The following is a 20,615-nucleotide window of genomic DNA, read 5'->3' as shown; positions in this document are numbered from 1 at the left end:
GGGCCCGCAACAAAAAACTGCCCGGGACCGGCCATTGAGGCGGTCCCGGGCAGCTTCATGCCGTCTGGTGAGACTGGGGTGTTACGCCGAGTCGGTGTTCACGTCGACCGGGGAGATCTTGCCGGCCTGCAGGGCCTCGATGGCCTTGCGCACGCCTTCGCCGTAGGCCGGGTCGGCCTTGGTGCAGTTGGCGATGTGGCGTTCGATGGTGGCCTCCGAAGCCCCGTCGATGGCGCGGGCGGTGTTCTCGAAGAGCACCTGCCGCTGCTCGGCGGTCATCTTCTCGCGGAAGAGGATGCCGGGCTGCTCGTAGTAGTTGTCGTCGTCCTCGCGGAAGTTGAACCGGTCGGCGACGGCGCCCACGGCCTCGGCGGGGTCGCGGTAGGCCGGCTGTTCCTGCCAGCGTCCGTAGCCGTTCGGATTGATGCCCGGGGTGGCGCCCTGGTTGCCGTCAACGCGCATGGAGCCGTCACGGTGGAAGGAGTTGACCAGCCCGGCACCGCGCGGGTAGTTCACCGGGATCTGGTGGTGGTTGACACCCAGGCGGTAGCGCTGCGCGTCGCCGTAGGAGAACAGGCGGCCCTGCAGCATGCGGTCCGGCGAGAAGCTGATGCCCGGAACCACGTTGGCCGGGGTGAAAGCGGCCTGCTCGACGTCGGCGAAGTAGTTCTCCGGGTTGCGGTTCAGCTCCCACTCGCCAACCTCGATCAGCGGGTAGTCCTTCTTGGACCAGACCTTGGTCAGGTCGAACGGGTGGTACTTGTAGGTCTCCGCGTCAGCCTCGGGCATGATCTGGACCATGAGCTTCCACTTCGGGAAGTCGCCGCGGTCGATCGACTCGAGCAGGTCGCGCTGGTGCGACTCGCGGTCCTCGCCGACCAGCGCTGCGGCCTCGGCGTCGGTGAGGTTCTTGATGCCCTGCTGCGTGCGGTGGTGGAACTTCACCCAGTAGCGCTCGCCGGCGTCGTTGATGAAGCTGTAGGTGTGCGAGCCGAAGCCGTGCATGTGGCGGTAGGACGCCGGGATGCCGCGGTCGGACATGACGATGGTGACCTGGTGCAGGGCCTCCGGCAGGTTGGTCCAGAAGTCCCAGTTGTTCTCCGCGCTGCGCAGGTTGGTGCGCGGATCACGCTTCACTGCGTGGTTCAGGTCCGGGAACTTCAGCGGGTCGCGGAAGAAGAACACCGGGGTGTTGTTGCCCACCAGGTCCCAGTTGCCCTCTTCGGTGTAGAACTTGACCGAGAAGCCGCGGATGTCGCGCTCGGCGTCGGCCGCGCCGCGCTCGCCGGCGACGGTGGAGAAGCGGGCGAACAGTTCGGTCTTCTTGCCGACCTCGGAGAAGATCTTGGCCTTGGTGTACTTGGTGATGTCGTTGGTCACCGTGAAGGTGCCGAAGGCACCGGAGCCTTTGGCGTGCATGCGGCGCTCGGGGATGACCTCGCGGTCGAAGTGGGCCATCTTCTCCAGGAACCAGACGTCCTGCAGCAGCATCGGGCCGCGGGGACCCGCGGTCAGGCTGTCCTGGTTATCGGCTACGGGCGCGCCCGCAACAGTTGTCAACGGCTTGGTGTTATCAGCCATTTAGTTATCGCTCCTTGTCGGATCTTCCAATTGAAGGTCTTTCGTGGCAGTGCAGGCGGGGCAGGTGCCCCAGAAGGTGACCTCGGCTTCGTCGATCGCGAAACCGTGGTTGTCGGCCGCCGTCAGGCACGGTGCCTCGCCCACGGTGCAGTCGACGTCGGCAATATTGCCGCACGACCGGCACACCACGTGGTGGTGGTTGTCGCCGACCCGGGCCTCATAGCGAGCCGGGGACCCCGAGGGCTCGATCCGGCGCAGCAGCCGGGCGTCCGTCAGCGCCGCCAGCACGTCGTACACGGCCTGCTTGGAGACGCCGCCGAGTTCGTCCCGCACCACACCGATGATGGTGTCGGCGTCGGCATGCGGGTGCGCGCGGACTGCTTCCAGCACCGCCGCACGCGGACGGGTCACGCGCAGCGACGCCTCGCGCAACAAGTCCTCCGGATCCCTCATCTCGACCATGAAACGATTCTGTCACCTTTTTTGGACTGAGTCCAGAAAATTATCTGGACTGAGTCCAATCATGACGACGACGGGTCCGGCCTCGCCGGGCGCGCTGCCCGCCCGGCGCGCTGCCCGCCCGGCGCGCTGCCCGCCCGGGCGCCACGCCGGCTGCCGGGTGCCGTCGGGCTCGCCTCGCCCGGCGCGCTGCCCGCCCGGGCGCCACGTCGGCTGCCGGGGCTCGAACCGCCGGGGAAAGGTGCTGCGGGCAACTAGAATCTCCGCCATGCCCAAGTTATTCGCCGATACGGCGCCGCTCAAGGAGAGCCCGGATTTCCGCCGGTTGTGGATCGGAACATCGCTCTCCGCGATCGGGGCGCAACTGACGGCAGTGGCGGTAAGCCTGGAGGTTTACCAGCTCACCGGGTCGACCTTGGCCGTGGGCGGCGTCGGCGTCGTCGGGCTGATCCCGCTGGTGCTGGCCGGCCTCTACGGCGGCTCCGTGGTGGATGCCTACGACCGGCGCAAGGTCGCGCTCTATTCCGGCCTGGTGTTGTGGGCCTGCACGGCCGTGTTTGCGCTGCAGGCGTGGTGCCGGTTGGAACAGGTGTGGCTGCTGTACCTGGTGATCGCGGTGCATTCGGCCGCGGCCGGGCTCAACCAGCCGGCCCGCAGCGCCATCGTGCCGCGGCTGGTCCGGCGGGAGATGCTGCCGGCCGCCAATGCCCTGACCATGATGACGTTCGGGCTGGGCATGACCATCGGCCCGCTGGCGGCCGGGGTGCTGGTGGCAGGTGTGGGCTTCGGCTGGACCTACACCCTCGACGTCCTCACGTTCACGGCGGCCATCTGGGCGGTGGTCAAGCTCCCGCCCATCCCGCCCGAAGGCGAGGTCCGGAAGGCCGGCCTGCGCTCGGTGGCCGAAGGCTTCCAATTCCTGCGCACCCGTCCCAACATCCGCATGACGTTCCTGGTGGACATGGCCGCGATGGTCCTGGCCCAGCCGCGCGCCCTCATGCCCGCCATCGGTGCGGTCATCATCGGCGGCGGCGAGGCGACGGCGGGCATCCTGCTGGCCGCTGTCGCTGCCGGGTCGTTCATCGCCGCGGTGTTGTCGGGGCCGTTGGGAGGGGTCCGCCGGCAGGGGCTGGCGGTGCTGTGGTGCGTGGTGGTGTGGGGGATCGCCGTCGCGGGGTTCGGCGCCGTTGTCGTCATGGCCGGGCGGACAAACGCCGCGGCCGCCGGGGACGTGAGCGGATGGCTCGTGCCGGCGGCCCTCTGCCTCGCCGCGGCGGGAGCCGCCGATACGGTCAGTGGGGTCTTCCGCAACACCATCCTGCAGGCGGCGACGCCGGACGCCATGCGCGGCCGACTGCAGGGCATCTTCATCGTGGTGGTGGCGGGCGGCCCGCGGCTCGGCGATGCCGTCGCCGGCGGCGGCGGTCAGTGGCTGGGCGAAGGTTTTGCCGCGCTCGCCGGCGGTGTCGCGTGTGTGTGCGCCGTCGGGCTGCTGCACAGGTTGCAGCCGCGGTTCTCCCGCTACAACGACAGACACCCCGAGCCCTAGGTGCCAGGCCGTCCCGACCGGGGCGGCGGAACATGGCGCCAGCGTCCAGCGTTGGAATAAGTGACCGGTGGATACACTGAAAGATGGAGCCCTGTGCCTGCATGGCACGGGGCCGATGGGCGCGGGAGAGGACTCATAAGCGGTGCACAACCACTTCAATGGATTGAAAACGGCCGGCCTGCTCGGTGGGCTCTTTGCCCTCCTGCTGGCAATCGGCGCGCTGCTGGCCAGCGGGACCGGCAGTGCCAACTGGATCTGGATCATGGCTCTGATCGGCGTGGGCACAACCGCCTACAGCTACTGGAACAGCGACAAGCTCGCCATCCGCAGCATGCAGGCCTACCCCGTGACCGAAGCCGACCAGCCGGGCATGTACCGGATCGTCCGTGAACTGTCCGCGCGGGCGAACCAGCCGATGCCCCGGCTCTACGTGTCCCCGACGATGGCCCCCAACGCCTTCGCCACCGGCCGCAATCCCAAGAACTCGGCCGTCTGCTGCACCGAGGGCATCCTGCGCCTGCTGGATGAACGGGAACTGCGCGGGGTGCTGGGGCACGAACTGATGCACGTCTACAACCGCGACATCCTGACCTCCTCCGTGGCCGCGGCGGTGGCGGGCGTGATCACGTCGGTCGCGCAGTTCCTGTTGTTCTTCGGCGGCCGCGACCGCAACGCCAACCCGCTTGCGCTGATCGCCATGTCGCTGCTGGCCCCGCTGGCCGCCATGCTGATCCAGATGGCAGTCAGCCGCACCCGCGAGTACGACGCGGATGAGGACGGCGCCACGCTGACCGACGATCCGCTGGCCCTGGCGTCGGCGCTTCGCAAGCTGCAGTACGGCACGCAGCAGGCGCCGCTGCCGCAGGACCAGAGGCTGGTCAACACCAGCCACCTGATGATTGCCAACCCCTTCAAGGGCGGCGGCGCGAAGAAGCTGTTCAGCACCCACCCTCCGATGGACGACCGCGTGGCGCGGCTGGAACGGATGGCCGGACGGCCGCTGGGCTACTGAGGCAGGCATGCGGCTGCTGCTGATCCGGCACGGGCAGACCCACTCCAACGTCCGCGGGCTGCTGGACACGGGTGCCCCCGGGGCCGAGCTGACCGACCTGGGGCACGCACAGGCGCGGGCCTTGCCGCAGGCGCTCGACGGCGAGCCGATCGACGCGCTGCTCGCATCCACCCTCGTGCGCGCGCAGCTCACGGCGTCCCCGCTGGCCGCCGCCCGCAGGCTTGAGACGGACGTGCGCGACGGGCTGCGCGAGATCTCGGCCGGCGAGCTGGAAATGCGCGGCGACCGCGATTCCATCATGGCCTACATGACCACCGTCTTCGCCTGGGCGGCGGGCGACCTGGCCCGCCGGATGCCCGGCGGGCCGGACGGCCACGAAACATTCGGACGCTTCGATGCCGTCATTGAAGAAGCCCGGACCTCCGGCATCGGCACCCTGGCGGTGGTCAGCCACGGCGCCATGATCCGCAGCTGGGCGGGCGCCCGGGCGTCCAACCTGACGGTCCCGTTCGTGGCCCGGAACCAGTTGAGCAACACCGGGGTGGTAGTGCTCGACGGCGGTCCCGACGGTTGGGAGGCACTCACCTGGATGGGCCAGGCCGTGGGCGGGCCCGAACTGGCCGACCCGCTCACCGACGGCCCGACCGCCGATCCGATCAACCCCGGGAGCGTCCCCTCCGGCCCCGACTCCCGGGACTGACGAGCAAAAAAACCGCGCGGACCCGGAGCGGCCGCCGGCCCATGTCACACATCTGCCGCCGGCGGTGTCCTATCTCTGTAACCACACACGAGAGGGAGTTCGCGGTGAGCGCTAAGCATCGGATTGTCATCATTGGGGCCGGCTACGCCGGAGTCATGGCCGCAAACCGGCTCGCCGGCAGCAAGGAGCTGGCGGGCAGGACCTGCGTGAGCGTCGTCAACCCTTCGGCCGACTTCGTGGAGCGGATACGGCTGCATGAGGTCGCGGCGGGAGGCCGGGAATCGGCCGCCGTTCCGATGGACTCGCTGCTGCACCCGGAGGTCGCCCTGGTGGTCGGCACGGCCTCCCGGATCGATCCCCGGTTGCGCACCGTCCACTTCGACCACGGCCGGGCCGCGCTGGACTATGACTTCCTGGTCTACGCTCCCGGCAGCGCCAGCCAACCCGTCCCCTCGGGATCAGTCGGCTTCACGCTGCAGGACGCCTCCTCCGCCGCCCGCCTGCAGCGCGCGTTGCAGCAGTTGGCTCCCGGCGCCGTCGTCAGCGTTATCGGTGGTGGCCTGACCGGCATCGAGGCAGCTGCCGAAATTGCCGGGGCGCTTCCGCGGTTGAAGGTGCGGCTGGTTTCGCGGGGGCGGACAGGTGCGGACCTGTCCGAGCGGGGCCGCCGGGCCCTGCTGGCACAGCTGGGGGACCTCGGCGTCGAGGTCATGGACGGAACCCGGGTGGACCGGTCCGACGCGCAGCGCATCATCCTGTCGGACGGTACGGCCCTGCGCTCGGACTGCACCGTCTGGGCGGCCGGTTTCAGCGCTTCCGGCCTCGCCGAAGCGAGCGGGTTGGCCACCGATGACCACGGCAGGTTGCTCGTCGACTCAACGCTGGCCTGCCCGGGGTACCCGGAGATCGTAGGTGCCGGAGACGCAGTCCGTGCCCAGGACATGGTGGCCTCGCATCTGCGGATGGGCTGCGCGGTGGCCATGCCCATGGGCGCCCACGCCGCAGAGAACGTCATCGCCCAGATCCGGCAGCGCTCCCCTCGGGAGTTGTCCGTCGGGTTCCTGGTGCGCTGCATCAGCCTGGGCCGGCGGTCCGGGCTGGTCCAGCCGGTGCATGCGGACGACACCCCGCGCCGCGTCGCCCTGGGCCGCACGGGAGGCGCCCTGGTCAAGGAACAGGTGTGCCGCCTGACGCTGTCGTGGATCCGGGGCGAGCTCAAGCGCAGCGGTTCGTACAGCTGGCCCCGCGGCCCGCGCACCGCCGCGGCACGGTAACCGCGGCACTCGGAGGCGGTCCGAGGGAGGGGACCGCGTACTCGGTTTTGCCGGCCTGGATACCGGCGGGGCGGGGCAGTTACCCTGCTTCCGGACGGGCAAATACGGGGATGTATCTGGCCCACTACTCGACTCTTTCGGATCCGCCTGGGTTTCGTTGCCCGCGGTTTAGTCCGCCTGTTAGTGTCACCGCATCCGCGCCGCGCGGGGTTCATTTGGGGGAAAGAGTTCATCATGCGTTTTTCGTCATTGGTGGCCGCGACGACGTTGGGGCTCGTCGTCGCATTGGCACCAGCCGGTCCGGCGCTCGCCGGTCCCGCCGAACGGCAGGCCGCCTGTACAGCGCTAGGCGGAACGCTCAGCGGCAACGGCGCTAACCAAATCTGTACGGTCAGAACCGTCGTCGTGGGTCCGGATGTTCCATCAGGCACTGCAACGACCACGTTCAGTTCGGACCGGCCCGTGGGCGATCCTGTCACCGTGGACACCTCGCTTCCAGCCCGGCAGCCGGATCCCACGGTGACAACCGAGGAACGCAACGTCGGCGACGCGACTGTCGTCAGGACCGAGCGCGCCGGCACCCCGGTAGTAACAGAGGAAGAGCGCAATGCCGGCGAGGCCGTCAGCGAGGACGTAGTGGTTCCGGGCACGCCGACGTCGACAACCCGGACGGAGCGGGGCACGCCGACGAGCACCGAGACGCCCGCGACCACCAACTGCCGCAGGGTAAACAACGAGCGGGCGGCAAAGCCCGTGGAGAAATGCGAAAGGGCCGTCCTGACCACGACGACGACGCCCACAACGATCGTCACCACGACGACCACCCCGCAGGAACGCGTCACCACGACGACCCAGCCGCGGGAGACGCTGATTACCACGACGACGCCGTTCACCGAGATCTTCACCAGCACCCAGCAGCGTGAAATGTGCACCACCACGACCTACCAGACGGTGATCGCCACCGCGACGACGCAGCAGACGGAGCGCACGGCGACGACTACGCAGCCGACCACGCGGACCACCACGACGACGACCACCACGTTCAACTTCCCGCGCGGCACCGACGTCCCCACCCCCATGGGCACTCCGGCGGTGGAGACATCATCGGTTCCAGGGACTCCGGTGGTGACGGAAGCAGTGGTTCCCGGCACTCCGATCGTGACCACCGGAACCCGGCCGGGCGATGAGGAATCGGAGACCGAGTGCGCGCCGATCGCCCCGGTGGTGACGGTCACCGAAGGCGAAACGAGGCAGGAGGTTACGACGGCGACCGTGCCCGCAGAGCCGGTTGTCACCGTGACCCGTGAGGACATCGAGCCGCTTGTCGTCGAGACCGAGGCCCCGGGGGCGCCGATCGTGACGACCGGTGTCCGCAGCAACGGCGAGACCTGCTACAACAATCCCTCCAACGCAGAGCAGCGGGGCAACCGCTGCGCGGCCTAGCCCCGAACCGGTTTCACTGACGCTGCCGCCTTCTCTCCGGGAGGGCGGCAGCGTCATGCGGCCATGCCAAGCCGGACGGCTACTGTAGGCGGCTATAGTCCGTGCACCAGGAGGTTCCGGTGCGGTTGCGCCCAACCCTTGGCCAGTGCTGTGCTCGCGTCATATCCATCGGCGATCAGTTTGGCCTTGATTCCGGAGGCTTCGAGTCCAAGTGGGCCCGTATGCTCCAGCCGGCCACACCCGGCGGCGTAGAGACCGGCTGCCGGGTTGTCCACGATCAAGCACATCTCGCGGGGATCAGGGGTGTCCATCGAGGCGGCGTAGAACGCGTAGCCGTCCATGTCCGTCAGGAACCGCACGCTGTCCGGGACTACGTCCAGGTGTTCCAAGCGCTCCGCCGGTATGGCGTCCGCGGTACTGGATGGGGATGAAAGCGCCGACACCCGGGGAGGCTGGTGGCTGGTGCAGCCCGCCAGCGCCAGCAGTACCGCGGCTGCAACGCTCAGTTTGGTCAGCGTGCGCATGATCTCCCCGCCTCTGGTGAAACAACGTTTGCCTCACGCTAAGCGGGAAATGATCAGCACAGAAGGAAATGAACGTTGCGAAGCAGTAACTAAACCGTCCTCGACGTTCCTGCGGACTAACGCCTGGTAACCACCAGGGCCAGGCGTTTCGTTCCCGGACTACCGGTAGTTGATGAACTGCAGGTCGACGTCCAAGTCGGAGCCCTTGAGCAGCGATATGACTTCCTGCAGGTCGTCCCGGGACTTGGAGGTGACGCGCAGTTCGTCGCCCTGGATCTGGGCCTTCACACCCTTGGGTCCCTCGTCCCGGATCATTTTCGAGATCTTCTTGGCCTGGTCCTGGGCGATGCCCTCCTTGACGCCGGCCTCGATCCGGTACTCCTTGCCGGAGGCGAACGGCTCGCCGGCGTCCAGCGACTTCAACGAAATGCCGCGCTTGACCAGTTTCGACTGGAGCACGTCCAGAACGGCCTTGACCCGTTCCTCGGAGTTGGCCTTCATCAGGATTTTTTCGCCGCTGAAGTCAACCTCGGCGCCGACTCCCTTGAAGTCATAGCGCTGCGCGATTTCCTTCTGCGCCTGGTTCAACGCGTTGGCGACTTCCTGCTTGTCCACCTTGCTGACGATGTCGAACGAAGAATCGCTGGCCATGGTTCCTCCTGGGTCGGGGCGTATGTGTCTTGGCACCAGCCTACTGAATCGCACCCGGACACGCGGCGTTCCCAGCTGGGACGCAGGTTCCGTCCACCGTTCCTTCATCCGGACCCGCGAGAATCACAAGGCCGTATGAACCACCGAATTTGCAGGAGAAGCACGCATGAAAGCACGCCCGCGGTACATCGTCACGTCGATAAGGGTTGCCGCGGGTTCGATCCTGACCGTGACGACCGTCGCCACCGTGGTCGTGATGGGCACCGCGCCCGCCCTGGCGGGCACCGCCTCCCTCGCATCCGTCCAGGCGCCCGCCGCGGCGGTTGGCGCTGCCTCTTTGATCCGGCGGGACACCCACGAGTTGGAGCGTGGACTCGACGCCACGGCCGGAACCCTGCTCGGCGGTGCCGCCGGCGACCATGACGGCGTCGCCGCCGGTGCCGCGGAAGCCGTGTCCGGCAACGAGCCCGCGGGCCGGTTGGACGGCATCCGCCGCGAGATGGATCAGGCGGTGCGGATGCAGCTGGTCACCGCGGAGCAGGCAGAGCGGTTCGTCGGACAGATGGAGGAGCGGATTTCCCGGGGTTTATAAGCCCCGCGGAGCCCGATTCGATTCTTGGACCGATCTTTGTGTAAAGTTGTCTTGCTTCCTCACGGGGAAGCGGTCTTCTTCTGAAGAAGGCGTTCGGCAGATTACCCGAGCGGCCAAAGGGGGCTGACTGTAAATCAGCTGGCATTGCCTACGGGGGTTCGAATCCCTCATCTGCCACAGGCTGTGATGAGTCGGGACATCCTTTCCGGATGGGCTGAATCATCGCAGACACCCCGGTCTTCGGACCGGGGTGTTTCTTTTCTTCGCTGGACCAACGCATGACTTCACGTACGACCCGGGACGGACATCACCACTGAATGGCTGCGCGCCGGGAACAGTTCTGTGGCTGCTATCCGCTCGTAACACCTAATCTGTGGCTGCCCCCCCGCAACACTTGATACTGGCCGCCCCGCCCGAGGCTAGCTACGGAATCCGCACCACAATCGGTCTACGGTCGAGGACGCATGTGTCCTTGCCATTGGCCGTACCGTCGACCGTGGAAAACCAGCCTGCGTCGACATAGACCCATTGCCCTTGCTCCGCCCGCCAGAAGTGATTGTAAACCCGAACTAGGACCGGGCCTGTGCCGTCGGGAATCCCCGCGATGGTCGAGTAGTGCCTATCACCGTCGGCATCCAACCACGGGCCGGCCGTGACGTAGACCTGGTCCGCCGTGTTGGTGTAGTAGGGGCTCTTGTAATTGACCTCCCATTGGTTCGTCGCCGTGTTGTAGGACTGCATCTCTGCTTGCCAAAGTACTGCACCAATAACCGGCACGCTGGTTGGTACGTCGACGACGACATGACCCGCAACGCAGGTCATCGCGTTCGGCCTATCGTAGGGTGGAGCCGCGAGGGCGCTGGACGGAGCAAATGTAATCAAGGCGAGTGCGATTGCAGCAGCCCCTGCAAGTACTCTTCTGAGGAAAGCGGCCATGGTCATGATCTTTCTAATTGGCTATGCAGTGCAACCATCGTTGTTCCCTGTCCCGCGTAACAGTGATCACTCATGTCACGCACTTCCAAACCAGAAGAAGCGCCCAACGCTGGCGCATCCGGGTCGCGGTGCCGAGGGGATGGTTTGGTACAGTCGGACGGTCCGGGCTACCGCCCACTGACATAACGCCCACATCTGTTCGCACTGCCGCGGGCAGGGCGAACCACACGATGCAAATAGGCCCTTAGCGGGCCGCCAACACAAGGGCAGGATAGGCCGCTGCTTTGGATCGCACAAGAGTTAGGCGTCAAGCGGGACCTATTTTTGGCTGATCCGGCGTGAAAAGGTTTCGCTGAATAATGGTGATGCACCCTTCCATGTGCAGAATTGGGAGGCTTCGAATCCTTCATCTGCCACCGAACGGGAAACCCCGTCTGACCATGTGAATTACTGGTGGGACGGGGTTTTTCCGTACGTGCCGGCCATGCCGGCCGCCGCTGGTGCACTGCCCGGCACAGTGTCTGGGGCCAGCGTCGATAGACTTGACCGCGGATGTGACCCGGCGGCGACCAGCTGCCACGACGAGGAGTTCTCTTGCGACAATTCACCGCCCGCTTCGCGACGCCGGAGGAAATCGAGGCATGGGACAGCCATGTCACGGCCAATCCCAACGGCGGCAACATGCTCCAGGCCAAGGCCTACGCCCAGGTCAAGGCGGACCACGGGTGGAAGCCGCTGTACCTGGCGTATGAGACCGAGGACTACACCAGCTACAACCTGGTGCTGGAAAAGCATGTTCCGTTGCTGGGCAACTACTGGTACATGATCAAGGGCCCCGACGTCGCGTCGCCCGAGGACCTGCCGGGCATCTTCGAGGCCAACCGCAACTTCTGCCGGGAGCAGGCGCGCGGCGTCTTCGCGATCCGGATCGAGCCGGATGTCGAGGCCACCGACGGCACCCGCGCGCTGCTGGCGCGCGAAGGCCTGGTCAAGATGCCCGACCTGCAGCCGAACGACCACACCGCAATCGTCGACATCTCCCCGGAGCCGGACGTCGTCCTCAAGAGCTTCTCGTCCCGCGGGCGGAATGCCGTGCGCCGCGCCATCCGCGAGGGCGCCGAAGTGGTGACGGCCGAACCGACGGAAGAGAACTTCCGGGCCATGTTCAACCTGATGGGACAGGTGCAGCAGGGCCAGAAGAACGTACAGGTCCGCTCCTTCGAGTACTTCAAGGCGTTCTGGGGCAACTTCATTGCCGCCGGGCAGGGCCGGCTGCTGTTCACGTACGAAGACGGCAAGCCGTCGGTGGGCGCGTTCGTGGTCAACTACGGACGCAAGGGCACCTACAAAGACGGCGGATCGCTGCCGCGCCGCAAGCAGTACGGCGACTCCCACCTGATCCAGTGGACGGCCATGAACCAGCTCAAGGAGTTGGGCATCACCAGTTACGACCTGTGCGGAACCCCGCCGTCGTCGGAACTGAAGAACCCCGAACATGAGTACTACGGGCTGGGCCTGTTCAAGACCAGCTTCACCAAGACCATCACCGACTTCGTCGGCTGCTATGACCAGGTGATCTCCCCGTTGAAGTACAAGCTGTGGTCCCCGGCCGGGGAAAAGATTGCCCGCGGGCTCTACGTGCGCCGCCGCCACCAGCCCTTCTACTGAGCGGCGCCGCCGGCGCCAGCCCGGCCCCGGCCGCCGCGCCCGGGCAGCCGGCACCTCGCAACAGCCCTTGCCGGTCCTGCCGCCCCGGGCAGCCCGTGCTCAGGCCGCTTCGGCCAGCGGCAGCGGGTAAATGTCCCAGAGGAAGCAGTACGTTTTCGGCCCGGAATTGTGCATGACGTTGTAGTACAGCCACTGCCAGGCAGTTGCGCCGTTATGGTCTGCCGGAGCAGGCGGACAGTCGGCCGGCGTGTACCACCGCCCTGCGCTCCAGATGCAGTGCAGGTCGCCCACATAGGTGGCCGCCGGGCCGGCGCCGGGCCTGCCGTGCGGCAGCCCGATCCTGCCCTTCAGCGCGGCGCCCTCGCCCACGGCGTACAGTTCGTTCCGTGACGGGTCGTGGGCAAACGGCAGGTGCTCCTCCAATTCGTCCATCACGGCGATGCTCTGGGAAATGGCGGCGTCGAGTTCCAGTCCGTCGGTGACAATCAGGACGGTGAAGCGGTTCATGTCGAATCCTCCGGTCGCGGTTTCTGGTGGAATCGACCTTAGGGATCCGGCCACGGCGGCCGGTAGCCCCGGCGGGGGATTGTGGATAACGGCCGGGGCGCCGGCTCATGCGCTGAGCGAACAGGGGGCGACAGGCCGCAACCCGGCACGTTAGCGTGGAGGTATGGCAACCATCGATATCACCGAGGCCCAGTTCCCGCAGACCATCGAAGAGAACGACATTGTGTTCGTTGACTTCTGGGCCGACTGGTGCGGCCCGTGCAAGCAGTTTGCCCCCGTCTACGATGCCGCGTCCGAGGAACACGGCGACATCGTCTTCGCCAAGGTGGACACCGAAGCCGAGCAGGGCCTGGCCGCCGCGGCCGGCATCACCTCGATTCCGACCCTCATGGCCTTCCGCGAAAAGGTGCTGGTGTTCTCCCAGCCCGGCGCCCTGAACTCCAGCCAGTTCGGGCAGTTGGTGGACGCGGTCAAGGGCCTGGACATGCAGGAAGTCCACGCCCAGGTGGCCGCCCAGCAGCAGGCGGCGCAGGACGGCCAGGCCTCCGAATAGCTACAACGGTCAGGACTCCAGAGGGGGCGGGGCGCTGGCCCTGCTCCCTCGGGCTTTAAGGCGAGCGGTGTTTCCGGCGGTAGTGCCGCGTCAGCGCCGCATTAGTGCCGGCGGTGGTCCTGCGGCGCCAGCCGCGGCCCGAAGGCGGGCTTGCGGAAACCGCTCAGCACCAGCATCCGCACCACCCGCTGGCGGTGGCCCCGCCACGGTTCCAGGAGCTCGAGCATGCCGGCGTCGTCCGTCTTGCGCCCGGTCAGGGCGTAGCCGACGAACGCCGCCAGATGGAAGTCGCCCACCGACACCGAGTCCGGATCCCCGTGCGTGCGCTGCGCGGTCTCGGCCGCGGTCCACGGCCCGATCCCCGGGACGGTGCACAGCTTGCGGGCCAGTTCTTCGCCGGCCGGCAGCGACGCCAGCCGTTCCAGGGCGCCGGCCGAGGAACAAGCCCGCATGATGGTGCCCGAGCGCTTCGAGTCCACCCCCGCCCGGTGCCAGTCCCAGGATGGGATGCGCCGCCACCCCTGCGCCGTCGGCGGGACCATGAGCCCGCTCGGTGCGGGCCCCGGCGCCGGAGACCCGTGCCGGCGGACCAGGTATTTGTAGGAGTAGCGCGCCTCGATGGTCGTGATCTTCTGCTCCAGGATCACCGGCACGAGCGCATCGATCATCCGCCCGGTCGCCGGCAGCCGCAGCCCGGGATGCCGCCGGCGCGGTTCACGCACCAGCCGCGGCAGGCCAGTGTGGAAATCCGGGGTGTCGAACCCCGACCAGTCATCGCCGGCGCCCAGCAGCGCCGGGAGCCCGGCCAGCGCTTCATCGGCACCGGGCCCCCACGCCTGTCCCATCACGACGGCGGTGCCCCGGCTTCCGTCGTGCCCGTCCGGCCCGCGGGTGAGGCGTAGGGTCGCCGCGCCGGAGGAGGTGTTCAGCGTCAGCCAGGCACCGGCGTCGTCAATCAGGGCGGTGGGATCCTGCGTGCCGCGGGACAGGATGGACAGCGTTCCGCGCAGGTCATACGGCTCCGGAAACTCCACCCGTGCGGTGAGCCCGGTGCCGGGCGCGGTGGCGGTGGACAGCATGGATTAATCGTCCCACGCGCTCCCGACACTTCCTGCACCCGGGCCCGTTCCAGCCCGGCCCGTCCGGGCAACGGCCGGCCGCGCAGGAGCGGCACCCGGCCGCCGCCCGCGGGGTCCGGCATGAAGCCGTCTTACGCCGGATGTGCCCCCGGATACGCTGGCGGGTAGATTTGGGCCCATGAAATATGCCAATTCTGTTCTGGACCTGATCGGCAACACCCCGCTGGTCAAGCTGAACAAAGTGACCGAAGGTCTTGCCGCCACCGTCCTGGCGAAGGTGGAGTATTTCAACCCGGGCGGTTCGATCAAGGACCGCATCGCGGTGAAGATGATCGAAGAAGCCGAAAAGGACGGGCGGCTGAAGCCCGGCGGCACGGTCATCGAACCCACCAGCGGCAACACCGGGGTGGGCCTGGCCCTGGTGGCGCAGCAGAAGGGCTACAAGTCCATCTTCGTGACCCCGGACAAGGTGGGCCTGGAAAAGCGCGACGTGCTCAAGGCCTACGGCGCCGACGTCGTCGTCACCCCGACCTCCGTGGCGCCGGACAGCCCGGAGTCCTACTACGGGGTCTCCGACCGGCTGGTGACCGAGGTCGACGGCGGCTACAAGCCGGACCAGTTCAACAACCCGGCCGCGCCGGCCAGCCATTACGAGTCCACCGGCCCGGAGATCTGGCGCGATACGGACGGCCGGGTCACCCACGTGGTGATCGGCGCCGGCACCGGCGGAACCATCACGGGAACCGGCCGCTACCTGAAGGAAATTTCCGCCGACCGCCCCGGCGGGCCCGTGAAGATCGTCGGCGCGGACCCCGAGGGCTCGGTCTACTCCGGTGGCAGCGGACGGCCGTACTTCGTCGAGGGCGTGGGCGAGGACATGTGGCCGGACAACTACGACAAGTCCGTCCCGGACGAGGTGCTGGCCGTCAACGACGCCGAGGCCTTCGCGATGACCCGGCGGCTGGCCCAGGAAGAGGGGCTGCTGGTCGGCGGTTCCTCCGGCATGGCCGTGGTGGCCGCGCTCAAGGTGGCCGAGGGGCTGGGGCCTGACGACATCGTGGTCGTGATCCTGCCGGACTCCGGACGCGGCTACCTGGGCAAGATCTTCAACGACGACTGGATGAAGTCCTACGGCTTTATCGCCGACGGGGACGAAGCGACGGTGGGCGAGGTGCTGCGGGGCAAGAACGGCACGCTGCCGGACCTGGTCCACACCCATCCCTACGAGACGGTGCGCGACGTCATCGAGATCATGAACGAGTTCGGCGTCTCGACCCTGCCGGTGCTCTCGCAGGAGCCGCCGGTGGTGATGGGCGAGGTGGTCGGCGCCGTGAATGAACGCGAGCTAACGGCCAAGCTGTTCAAGAACGAGGCGAAGCTGACAGACAAGGTCGGCGACCATCTGAGCGCGGCGATGCCGCTGGTCGGGGCGCTGGAACCGGTCTCGGCCGCGCGCGAGAAGCTGCAGGCGGTCGACGGCGTGCTGGTGACGCTGGCCGGTGCCCCGGTGGGCGTGCTGACCCGCCACGACCTGCTGTCCTACCTGACGAGCTGAAGGAGAGAAGAATGAGCGCAGAGAACACCCAGGGCTTCAACACCCGCGCCGTGCATGCCGGCCAGGTGCCGGACGAGGCCACCGGCGCGGTGGTGCCGGCGATCTACCAGTCTTCGACCTACGCCCAGGACGGCATCGGCGGGCTGCGCAACGGCTACGAATACGGCCGCGGCACCAACCCGACCCGCGATTCCCTGCAGGTGCAGCTGGCGGCGGTGGAGGGCGGCAAGCACGCCTTCTCCTTCGCCTCCGGGCTGGCAGCCGAAGACGCGCTGATCCGGGCCCTGCTGTCCCCGGGCGACCACATCGTGCTGGGCAACGACGCGTACGGCGGCACCTACCGGCTCATCAGCCGCGTGCTCGGTGCCTGGGGGATCGGCCACACCGTGGTCGACATGTCCGACGAGTCGGCCGTGGCCGCAGCGGTCAACGAGCACGAGGCCCGGTTCCTCTGGGTCGAGACCCCGTCCAACCCGATGATGAAGGTCACCGACATCGCCGCCCTCGCCGAGCTGGCCCACGCCGCCGGCGCGCTGCTGGTCGTGGACAACACCTTCGCCTCGCCGTACCTGCAGAACCCGCTGGCCTTCGGCGCCGACGTCGTGGTGCATTCGACCACCAAGTACATCGGCGGACATTCGGACGTGATCGGCGGTGCCGTGGTGCTCAACGACGACGCGCTCGCCGAGAAGGTCGGTTTCGTGCAGTTCGCGGTGGGGGCCGTCTCCGCGCCGCTGGACGCTTTCCTGACCACCCGCGGGCTGAAGACGCTTGGAGTGCGGATGGACCGGCACTCGGCGAATGCCCAGGCCGTGGCCGAATGGCTGCAGGGCCGGGCCGAAGTCGAAGCCGTCTACTATCCGGGCCTGCCCGAGCACCCCGGCCACGAGCTGGCCAAGAAACAGATGCGCGGCTTCGGCGGCATGGTCTCGGTCTCCTTTGCGGGCGGTGAGGCGGCGGCCCGCAAGGTGGCCGAGTCCACCGAGGTGTTCACCCTGGCGGAATCGCTGGGCGGCATCGAGTCGCTGGTCAACTACCCGTCGGAGATGACCCACGCCTCGGTGAAAGGCACCGAACTGGCGGTGCCGGAGAACCTGATCCGGCTGTCGGTGGGCATCGAGGACATCGATGACTTGATCGCAGACCTGGAAAAGGCCTTCGGCCAGCTCTAGGCACCCATAGAGGCGGCGGTACCGGCAGGCCGGTCCGCCGCCTCTGGCGCGTCCGGGGCCGGAAGAGAATACTGTGTCCATGGATGCGAACAAGCAGTACCCCCCGGCCAGCGTCGTCGCCGGTCTGCAGTCGCGCAAGGCCCACGAACTGATCGAGTTCCTGACCGGGACCATGGGATTCATCGAGCACGCACGGTTCGAGGAGCATGGCCTGGTGGTGCACGCGGAATTGCTCTGGCCCGAGGGCGGGATGGTGATGGTCTCCAGCCACGCGGAGGGGACCCTGTGGGCCAGGGAACCCGGCTCGACCCAGCTTAACGTCTACACCCGCGACCCGGACGGCGCGTACGAGCGCATGAAGGCAGCCGGGGCGTCGATCATCCGGGACCTGCAGGACACCGACTACGGCGACCGCGGCTTTGGCATCAACGACCCGGACGGGAATCTGTGGGCGATCGGAAAATACCGCGGGCAACCGCTGTCGGCCGACTCGGCCAAGGAACAGGACATCAGCTACGAGGGCCACGCCTGAGCGAGCATCCGGCCAAACATATGATTGCCCCATGACTTCCGGATCCCTGCTGGCCCTCTGCCGGCTGCACGCCTTAAAACCCGATGCCAGCAAGGTGGGCATCACCGGGATCGATAAGCGCCCGGTGGACGAACGGGTGCCGGTCCACCCGATGGGGCTGCGCGCCGATGTCCAGGCGGACCGCAAAAACCACGGCGGAGAGCTCAAGGCCCTCTACGCCTATGCCCAGGAGGATGCCGACGCGTGGTCGGCCGAGCTCGGGCGCGACATCCCGCCGGGGCTGTTCGGCGAAAACCTGCGGACCACGGGCCTGGACGTCAGCGGCGCGCTGGTGGGGGAGCGGTGGCAGGTCGGCCGCGACGTCGTCGTCGAAGTGACGATGCCGCGGACACCCTGCGCCACCTTCGCCCGCCACATGGGCGAGCCCCAGTGGGTCAAGCGCTTCCTGCGCAGGGGGCTGCCCGGCGCCTATCTCAAGGTCGTCACCCCCGGTTCCCTCGCCGCCGGTGACAGCATCCACGTCCTCTTCCGCCCCGCGCACGGCGTCAGCGTGGCGGAATTATCGCTGGGGCTCAGCCCTGGGCAAGCGCAGGCGCTGCGGGCTTCCGAGGCCACCGGCGAGATTGCGCTGCACGGCACTGTCGGCAAAGCAGTCCGGAGGGTGCTGGACCGGGGCCGCGTCCACGCCTGAGGACACGGCGGTCCGCGGTCCGCCCGCGCTGATCTCTTTCCCTCTGCCGGTTGTCCGCCGGGCACTCCGGCCGTAGGCTTTATGCAACTTGTTGTGCAAAGGAGTGCATCGTGGCGGTGGCCTACCCGAAGCTGTTTGAACCGCTGGACCTCGGCTTCACGGTCCTGCCCAACCGGGTGCTGATGGGGTCCATGCACGTCGGGCTGGAGGAGCTGCCCGGCGGCTTCGAGCGCATGGCGGCCTTCTACGCCGAACGCGCGCGCGGCGGCGTCGGGCTGATCGTGACGGGCGGCTTCGCCCCCAACGCGGCCGGCAGGCTGCAGCCCGGCGGCGCCATGATGACGACGGCGGAGGAGGCCGCCCGCCACACGATCGTCACCGGCGCCGTCCACGCCGCCGGAGGGCGGATAGCGCTGCAGCTGCTGCACGCCGGACGTTACGCCGCGCATCCGGAGCCGGTAGCCCCAAGCCCGCTGCAGGCTCCGATCAGCCCGTTTACGCCCCGCGGGCTCAGCGAACCGGAGATCGGGCAGACCATCGAGGACTTCGCGAATGCGGCCGCGCTGGCCCGCGACGCGGGATACGACGGCGTTGAGATCATGGGGTCCGAGGGATACCTGATCAACGAGTTCATCGCCGCCCGCACCAACCAGCGGACCGACGGCTGGGGCGGCAGCTACCGCAACCGGATCCGCTTCCCGCTGGAGGTTGTCCGCCGGACCCGCGAGCGGGTGGGGGAGGACTTCATCATCATCTACCGCCTGTCCATGCTGGACCTGGTGGAAGGCGGCTCCACCTTCGAGGAAGTCGCCGAACTGGCCCGCGGAGTCGAAGCCGCAGGGGCCACCATTATCAATACCGGCATCGGCTGGCACGAATCCCGCGTGCCGACCATCGCCACCTCGGTCCCACGTGCCGGTTTCTCTTGGGTCACCCGCCGGCTGATGGGCGCCGTCGGAATTCCGTTGGTAACCACCAACCGGATCAACAACCCGGATACCGCCGAGCAGCTGCTGGCCGGCGGATACGCCGACATGGTGTCCATGGCCCGCCCGTTGCTCGCCGACCCGACATTCGTGCTCAAGGCCTCGCGCGGACGGGCGGACGAGATTAATACCTGCATCGCCTGCAACCAGGCCTGCCTGGACCACACCTTCGTCGGCAAAACCACCTCCTGCCTGGTCAACCCGCAGGCCTGCCACGAGACAGAACTGCTGATCGCTCCCGCCACCGCGCCCAAATCGCTGGCCGTGGTCGGGGCGGGGCCGGCCGGGCTGGCCTGTGCGGTCACCGCGGCCAGGCGCGGGCACCGCGTCACCCTCTTTGAAGCGGCGGACGGCATCGGCGGCCAGTTCAATTTGGCCAAGCAGATCCCGGGCAAGGAAGAGTTCCACGAGACCATCCGCTACTTCAGCCGCCAGCTGGAGCTGCTCGGCGTCGAGGTGCGGCTGAAGACCCGGGCCACCGCGGCGGCCCTGGCCGAAGGCGGGTTTGACGAGGTCGTCCTGGCCACCGGCGTGGTGCCCCGGCTTCCGGACCTGGACGGCCTGGACCACCCGAGTGTGCTCGGCTACCTGGACGTGCTGCGCGACCATCGGCAGCTGGGTGCAACGGTGGCGGTGCTGGGCGCCGGCGGCATCGGCTTCGACGTCAGCGCATACATCACCCAGTCCGGTCCCAGCGCCACCCTGGATCCGGACCGGTTCCGCGAGCATTGGGGGGTCGACGACGACCCGGCGGCGCGCGGCGGCCTGGCCGCTCCCCGGCCAGAACGCCCGGCCCGTACCGTTTACCTGCTGCAGCGCAAGGAATCCAAGCTCGGCGCCGGACTGGGCAAGACGACCGGGTGGATCCATCGCGCCGAGCTCAAGAGCCGCGGGGTGCAGATGATCCCGGCCGTGACCTATCGCAGGATCGACGACGACGGACTGCACCTGACCGTCGACGGCACCGACACGGTGCTCGCCGTCGACAACGTGGTGCTCTGCACCGGCCAGGAACCGCAGCGGGAGCTGCAGGAGGAACTGGAAGCGGCGGGGCTGCCGGTCCACCTGGTCGGCGGCGCCGACGTGGCAGCCGAACTCGACGCCAAACGCGCCATCAACCAGGCGACCCGGCTGGCCGCGGCGCTGTAACG

At 67.8% G+C, this 20,615-nt stretch carries 20 protein-coding genes and 1 tRNA gene; 14 read left to right on the top strand and 7 right to left on the bottom strand.

The window, feature by feature from the left end; genetic code table 11:
• Nucleotides 1–81: 81 nt before the first annotated feature.
• On the bottom strand, nt 82–1,581 hold the full coding sequence (locus tag AC5RVZ_RS05510) for a catalase (protein ID WP_494064797.1): 1,500 nt from the start codon (nt 1,579–1,581) through the stop codon (nt 82–84).
• Complete coding sequence (locus AC5RVZ_RS05505) at nt 1,582–2,043, bottom strand: Fur family transcriptional regulator (RefSeq protein ID WP_494064796.1); 462 nt, start codon at nt 2,041–2,043, stop codon at nt 1,582–1,584. It abuts the gene before it with no gap.
• A 265-nt stretch (nt 2,044–2,308) separates the two neighbouring features.
• Here AC5RVZ_RS05505 and AC5RVZ_RS05500 point away from each other — a divergent pair, with 265 nt between their 5' ends.
• The 5 genes from AC5RVZ_RS05500 to AC5RVZ_RS05480 all read left to right on the top strand — a co-directional run bounded on the left by AC5RVZ_RS05500 (nt 2,309) and on the right by AC5RVZ_RS05480 (nt 8,018).
• Nucleotides 2,309–3,589, top strand: coding sequence for an MFS transporter (locus AC5RVZ_RS05500; protein WP_494064795.1), 1,281 nt, complete (start codon nt 2,309–2,311; stop codon nt 3,587–3,589).
• Between the two features lie 142 nt (nt 3,590–3,731).
• On the top strand, nt 3,732–4,601 hold the full coding sequence (gene htpX / locus AC5RVZ_RS05495) for a zinc metalloprotease HtpX (RefSeq protein ID WP_493979860.1): 870 nt from the start codon (nt 3,732–3,734) through the stop codon (nt 4,599–4,601).
• Between the two features lie 7 nt (nt 4,602–4,608).
• Complete coding sequence (locus AC5RVZ_RS05490; RefSeq protein ID WP_494064794.1) at nt 4,609–5,301, top strand: histidine phosphatase family protein; 693 nt, start codon at nt 4,609–4,611, stop codon at nt 5,299–5,301.
• A gap of 104 nt (nt 5,302–5,405) precedes the next feature.
• Complete coding sequence (locus AC5RVZ_RS05485; RefSeq protein WP_494064793.1) at nt 5,406–6,575, top strand: NAD(P)/FAD-dependent oxidoreductase; 1,170 nt, start codon at nt 5,406–5,408, stop codon at nt 6,573–6,575.
• Nucleotides 6,576–7,037: 462 nt separating this feature from the next.
• Nucleotides 7,038–8,018, top strand: a complete 981-nt coding sequence (locus tag AC5RVZ_RS05480) for a hypothetical protein (RefSeq protein WP_494064792.1) — start codon at nt 7,038–7,040, stop codon at nt 8,016–8,018.
• Nucleotides 8,019–8,110: 92 nt separating this feature from the next.
• Here the strand turns inward: AC5RVZ_RS05480 and AC5RVZ_RS05475 are convergent, their stop codons facing one another.
• Complete coding sequence (locus AC5RVZ_RS05475; protein ID WP_494064791.1) at nt 8,111–8,542, bottom strand: hypothetical protein; 432 nt, start codon at nt 8,540–8,542, stop codon at nt 8,111–8,113.
• Between the two features lie 159 nt (nt 8,543–8,701).
• On the bottom strand, nt 8,702–9,193 hold the full coding sequence (locus tag AC5RVZ_RS05470) for a YajQ family cyclic di-GMP-binding protein (protein WP_493979855.1): 492 nt from the start codon (nt 9,191–9,193) through the stop codon (nt 8,702–8,704).
• Nucleotides 9,194–9,359: 166 nt separating this feature from the next.
• Between AC5RVZ_RS05470 and AC5RVZ_RS05465 the strand changes: the two genes are divergently transcribed.
• Together AC5RVZ_RS05465 and AC5RVZ_RS05460 are read left to right on the top strand one after the other, a co-directional pair.
• Nucleotides 9,360–9,785, top strand: coding sequence for a hypothetical protein (locus tag AC5RVZ_RS05465; RefSeq protein ID WP_494064790.1), 426 nt, complete (start codon nt 9,360–9,362; stop codon nt 9,783–9,785).
• A gap of 95 nt (nt 9,786–9,880) precedes the next feature.
• Nucleotides 9,881–9,962, top strand: a tRNA-Tyr gene (locus tag AC5RVZ_RS05460).
• A gap of 246 nt (nt 9,963–10,208) precedes the next feature.
• Here the strand turns inward: AC5RVZ_RS05460 and AC5RVZ_RS05455 are convergent.
• Nucleotides 10,209–10,727 (bottom strand): hypothetical protein, encoded by a 519-nt coding sequence (locus AC5RVZ_RS05455; protein ID WP_494064789.1) that lies wholly within the window; start codon nt 10,725–10,727, stop codon nt 10,209–10,211.
• Between the two features lie 588 nt (nt 10,728–11,315).
• Here AC5RVZ_RS05455 and AC5RVZ_RS05450 point away from each other — a divergent pair.
• The gene (locus AC5RVZ_RS05450; RefSeq protein ID WP_494064788.1) at nt 11,316–12,389 is read left to right on the top strand and encodes a lipid II:glycine glycyltransferase FemX; all 1,074 of its coding nucleotides are present in this window, start codon (nt 11,316–11,318) and stop codon (nt 12,387–12,389) included.
• A 99-nt stretch (nt 12,390–12,488) separates the two neighbouring features.
• On the opposite strand, the gene AC5RVZ_RS05445 is transcribed toward AC5RVZ_RS05450, so the two are convergent.
• Nucleotides 12,489–12,896, bottom strand: a complete 408-nt coding sequence (locus AC5RVZ_RS05445; protein ID WP_494064787.1) for a hypothetical protein — start codon at nt 12,894–12,896, stop codon at nt 12,489–12,491.
• Between the two features lie 163 nt (nt 12,897–13,059).
• Here AC5RVZ_RS05445 and AC5RVZ_RS05440 point away from each other — a divergent pair, with 163 nt between their 5' ends.
• Nucleotides 13,060–13,449, top strand: a complete 390-nt coding sequence (locus AC5RVZ_RS05440; protein ID WP_494064786.1) for a thioredoxin family protein — start codon at nt 13,060–13,062, stop codon at nt 13,447–13,449.
• A 101-nt stretch (nt 13,450–13,550) separates the two neighbouring features.
• Here the strand turns inward: AC5RVZ_RS05440 and AC5RVZ_RS05435 are convergent, their stop codons facing one another.
• Nucleotides 13,551–14,528 (bottom strand): DNA-3-methyladenine glycosylase family protein, encoded by a 978-nt coding sequence (locus AC5RVZ_RS05435; RefSeq protein WP_494064785.1) that lies wholly within the window; start codon nt 14,526–14,528, stop codon nt 13,551–13,553.
• A 178-nt stretch (nt 14,529–14,706) separates the two neighbouring features.
• Here AC5RVZ_RS05435 and AC5RVZ_RS05430 point away from each other — a divergent pair, with 178 nt between their 5' ends.
• The 5 genes from AC5RVZ_RS05430 to AC5RVZ_RS05410 all read left to right on the top strand — a co-directional run bounded on the left by AC5RVZ_RS05430 (nt 14,707) and on the right by AC5RVZ_RS05410 (nt 20,613).
• Entirely contained in the window at nt 14,707–16,083 is a 1,377-nt protein-coding gene (locus tag AC5RVZ_RS05430) for a cystathionine beta-synthase (protein ID WP_494064784.1), read from the top strand.
• An 11-nt stretch (nt 16,084–16,094) separates the two neighbouring features.
• Nucleotides 16,095–17,255, top strand: coding sequence for a cystathionine gamma-synthase (locus tag AC5RVZ_RS05425; protein WP_494064783.1), 1,161 nt, complete (start codon nt 16,095–16,097; stop codon nt 17,253–17,255).
• 79 nt (nt 17,256–17,334) lie between these two features.
• Nucleotides 17,335–17,787: a VOC family protein gene (locus AC5RVZ_RS05420; RefSeq protein ID WP_494064782.1), complete on the top strand. Its 453-nt coding sequence runs from the start codon at nt 17,335–17,337 to the stop codon at nt 17,785–17,787.
• Between the two features lie 31 nt (nt 17,788–17,818).
• Nucleotides 17,819–18,478 (top strand): MOSC domain-containing protein, encoded by a 660-nt coding sequence (locus tag AC5RVZ_RS05415; RefSeq protein WP_494064781.1) that lies wholly within the window; start codon nt 17,819–17,821, stop codon nt 18,476–18,478.
• Between the two features lie 110 nt (nt 18,479–18,588).
• Entirely contained in the window at nt 18,589–20,613 is a 2,025-nt protein-coding gene (locus AC5RVZ_RS05410; RefSeq protein ID WP_494064780.1) for an FAD-dependent oxidoreductase, read from the top strand.
• Nucleotides 20,614–20,615 lie beyond the last annotated feature (2 nt).

Source organism: Arthrobacter sp. Cza30, from assembly GCF_059090765.1.
Note: the sequence above shows the minus strand (reverse complement) of the source record. Positions and strands in the feature narration are given on the sequence as shown.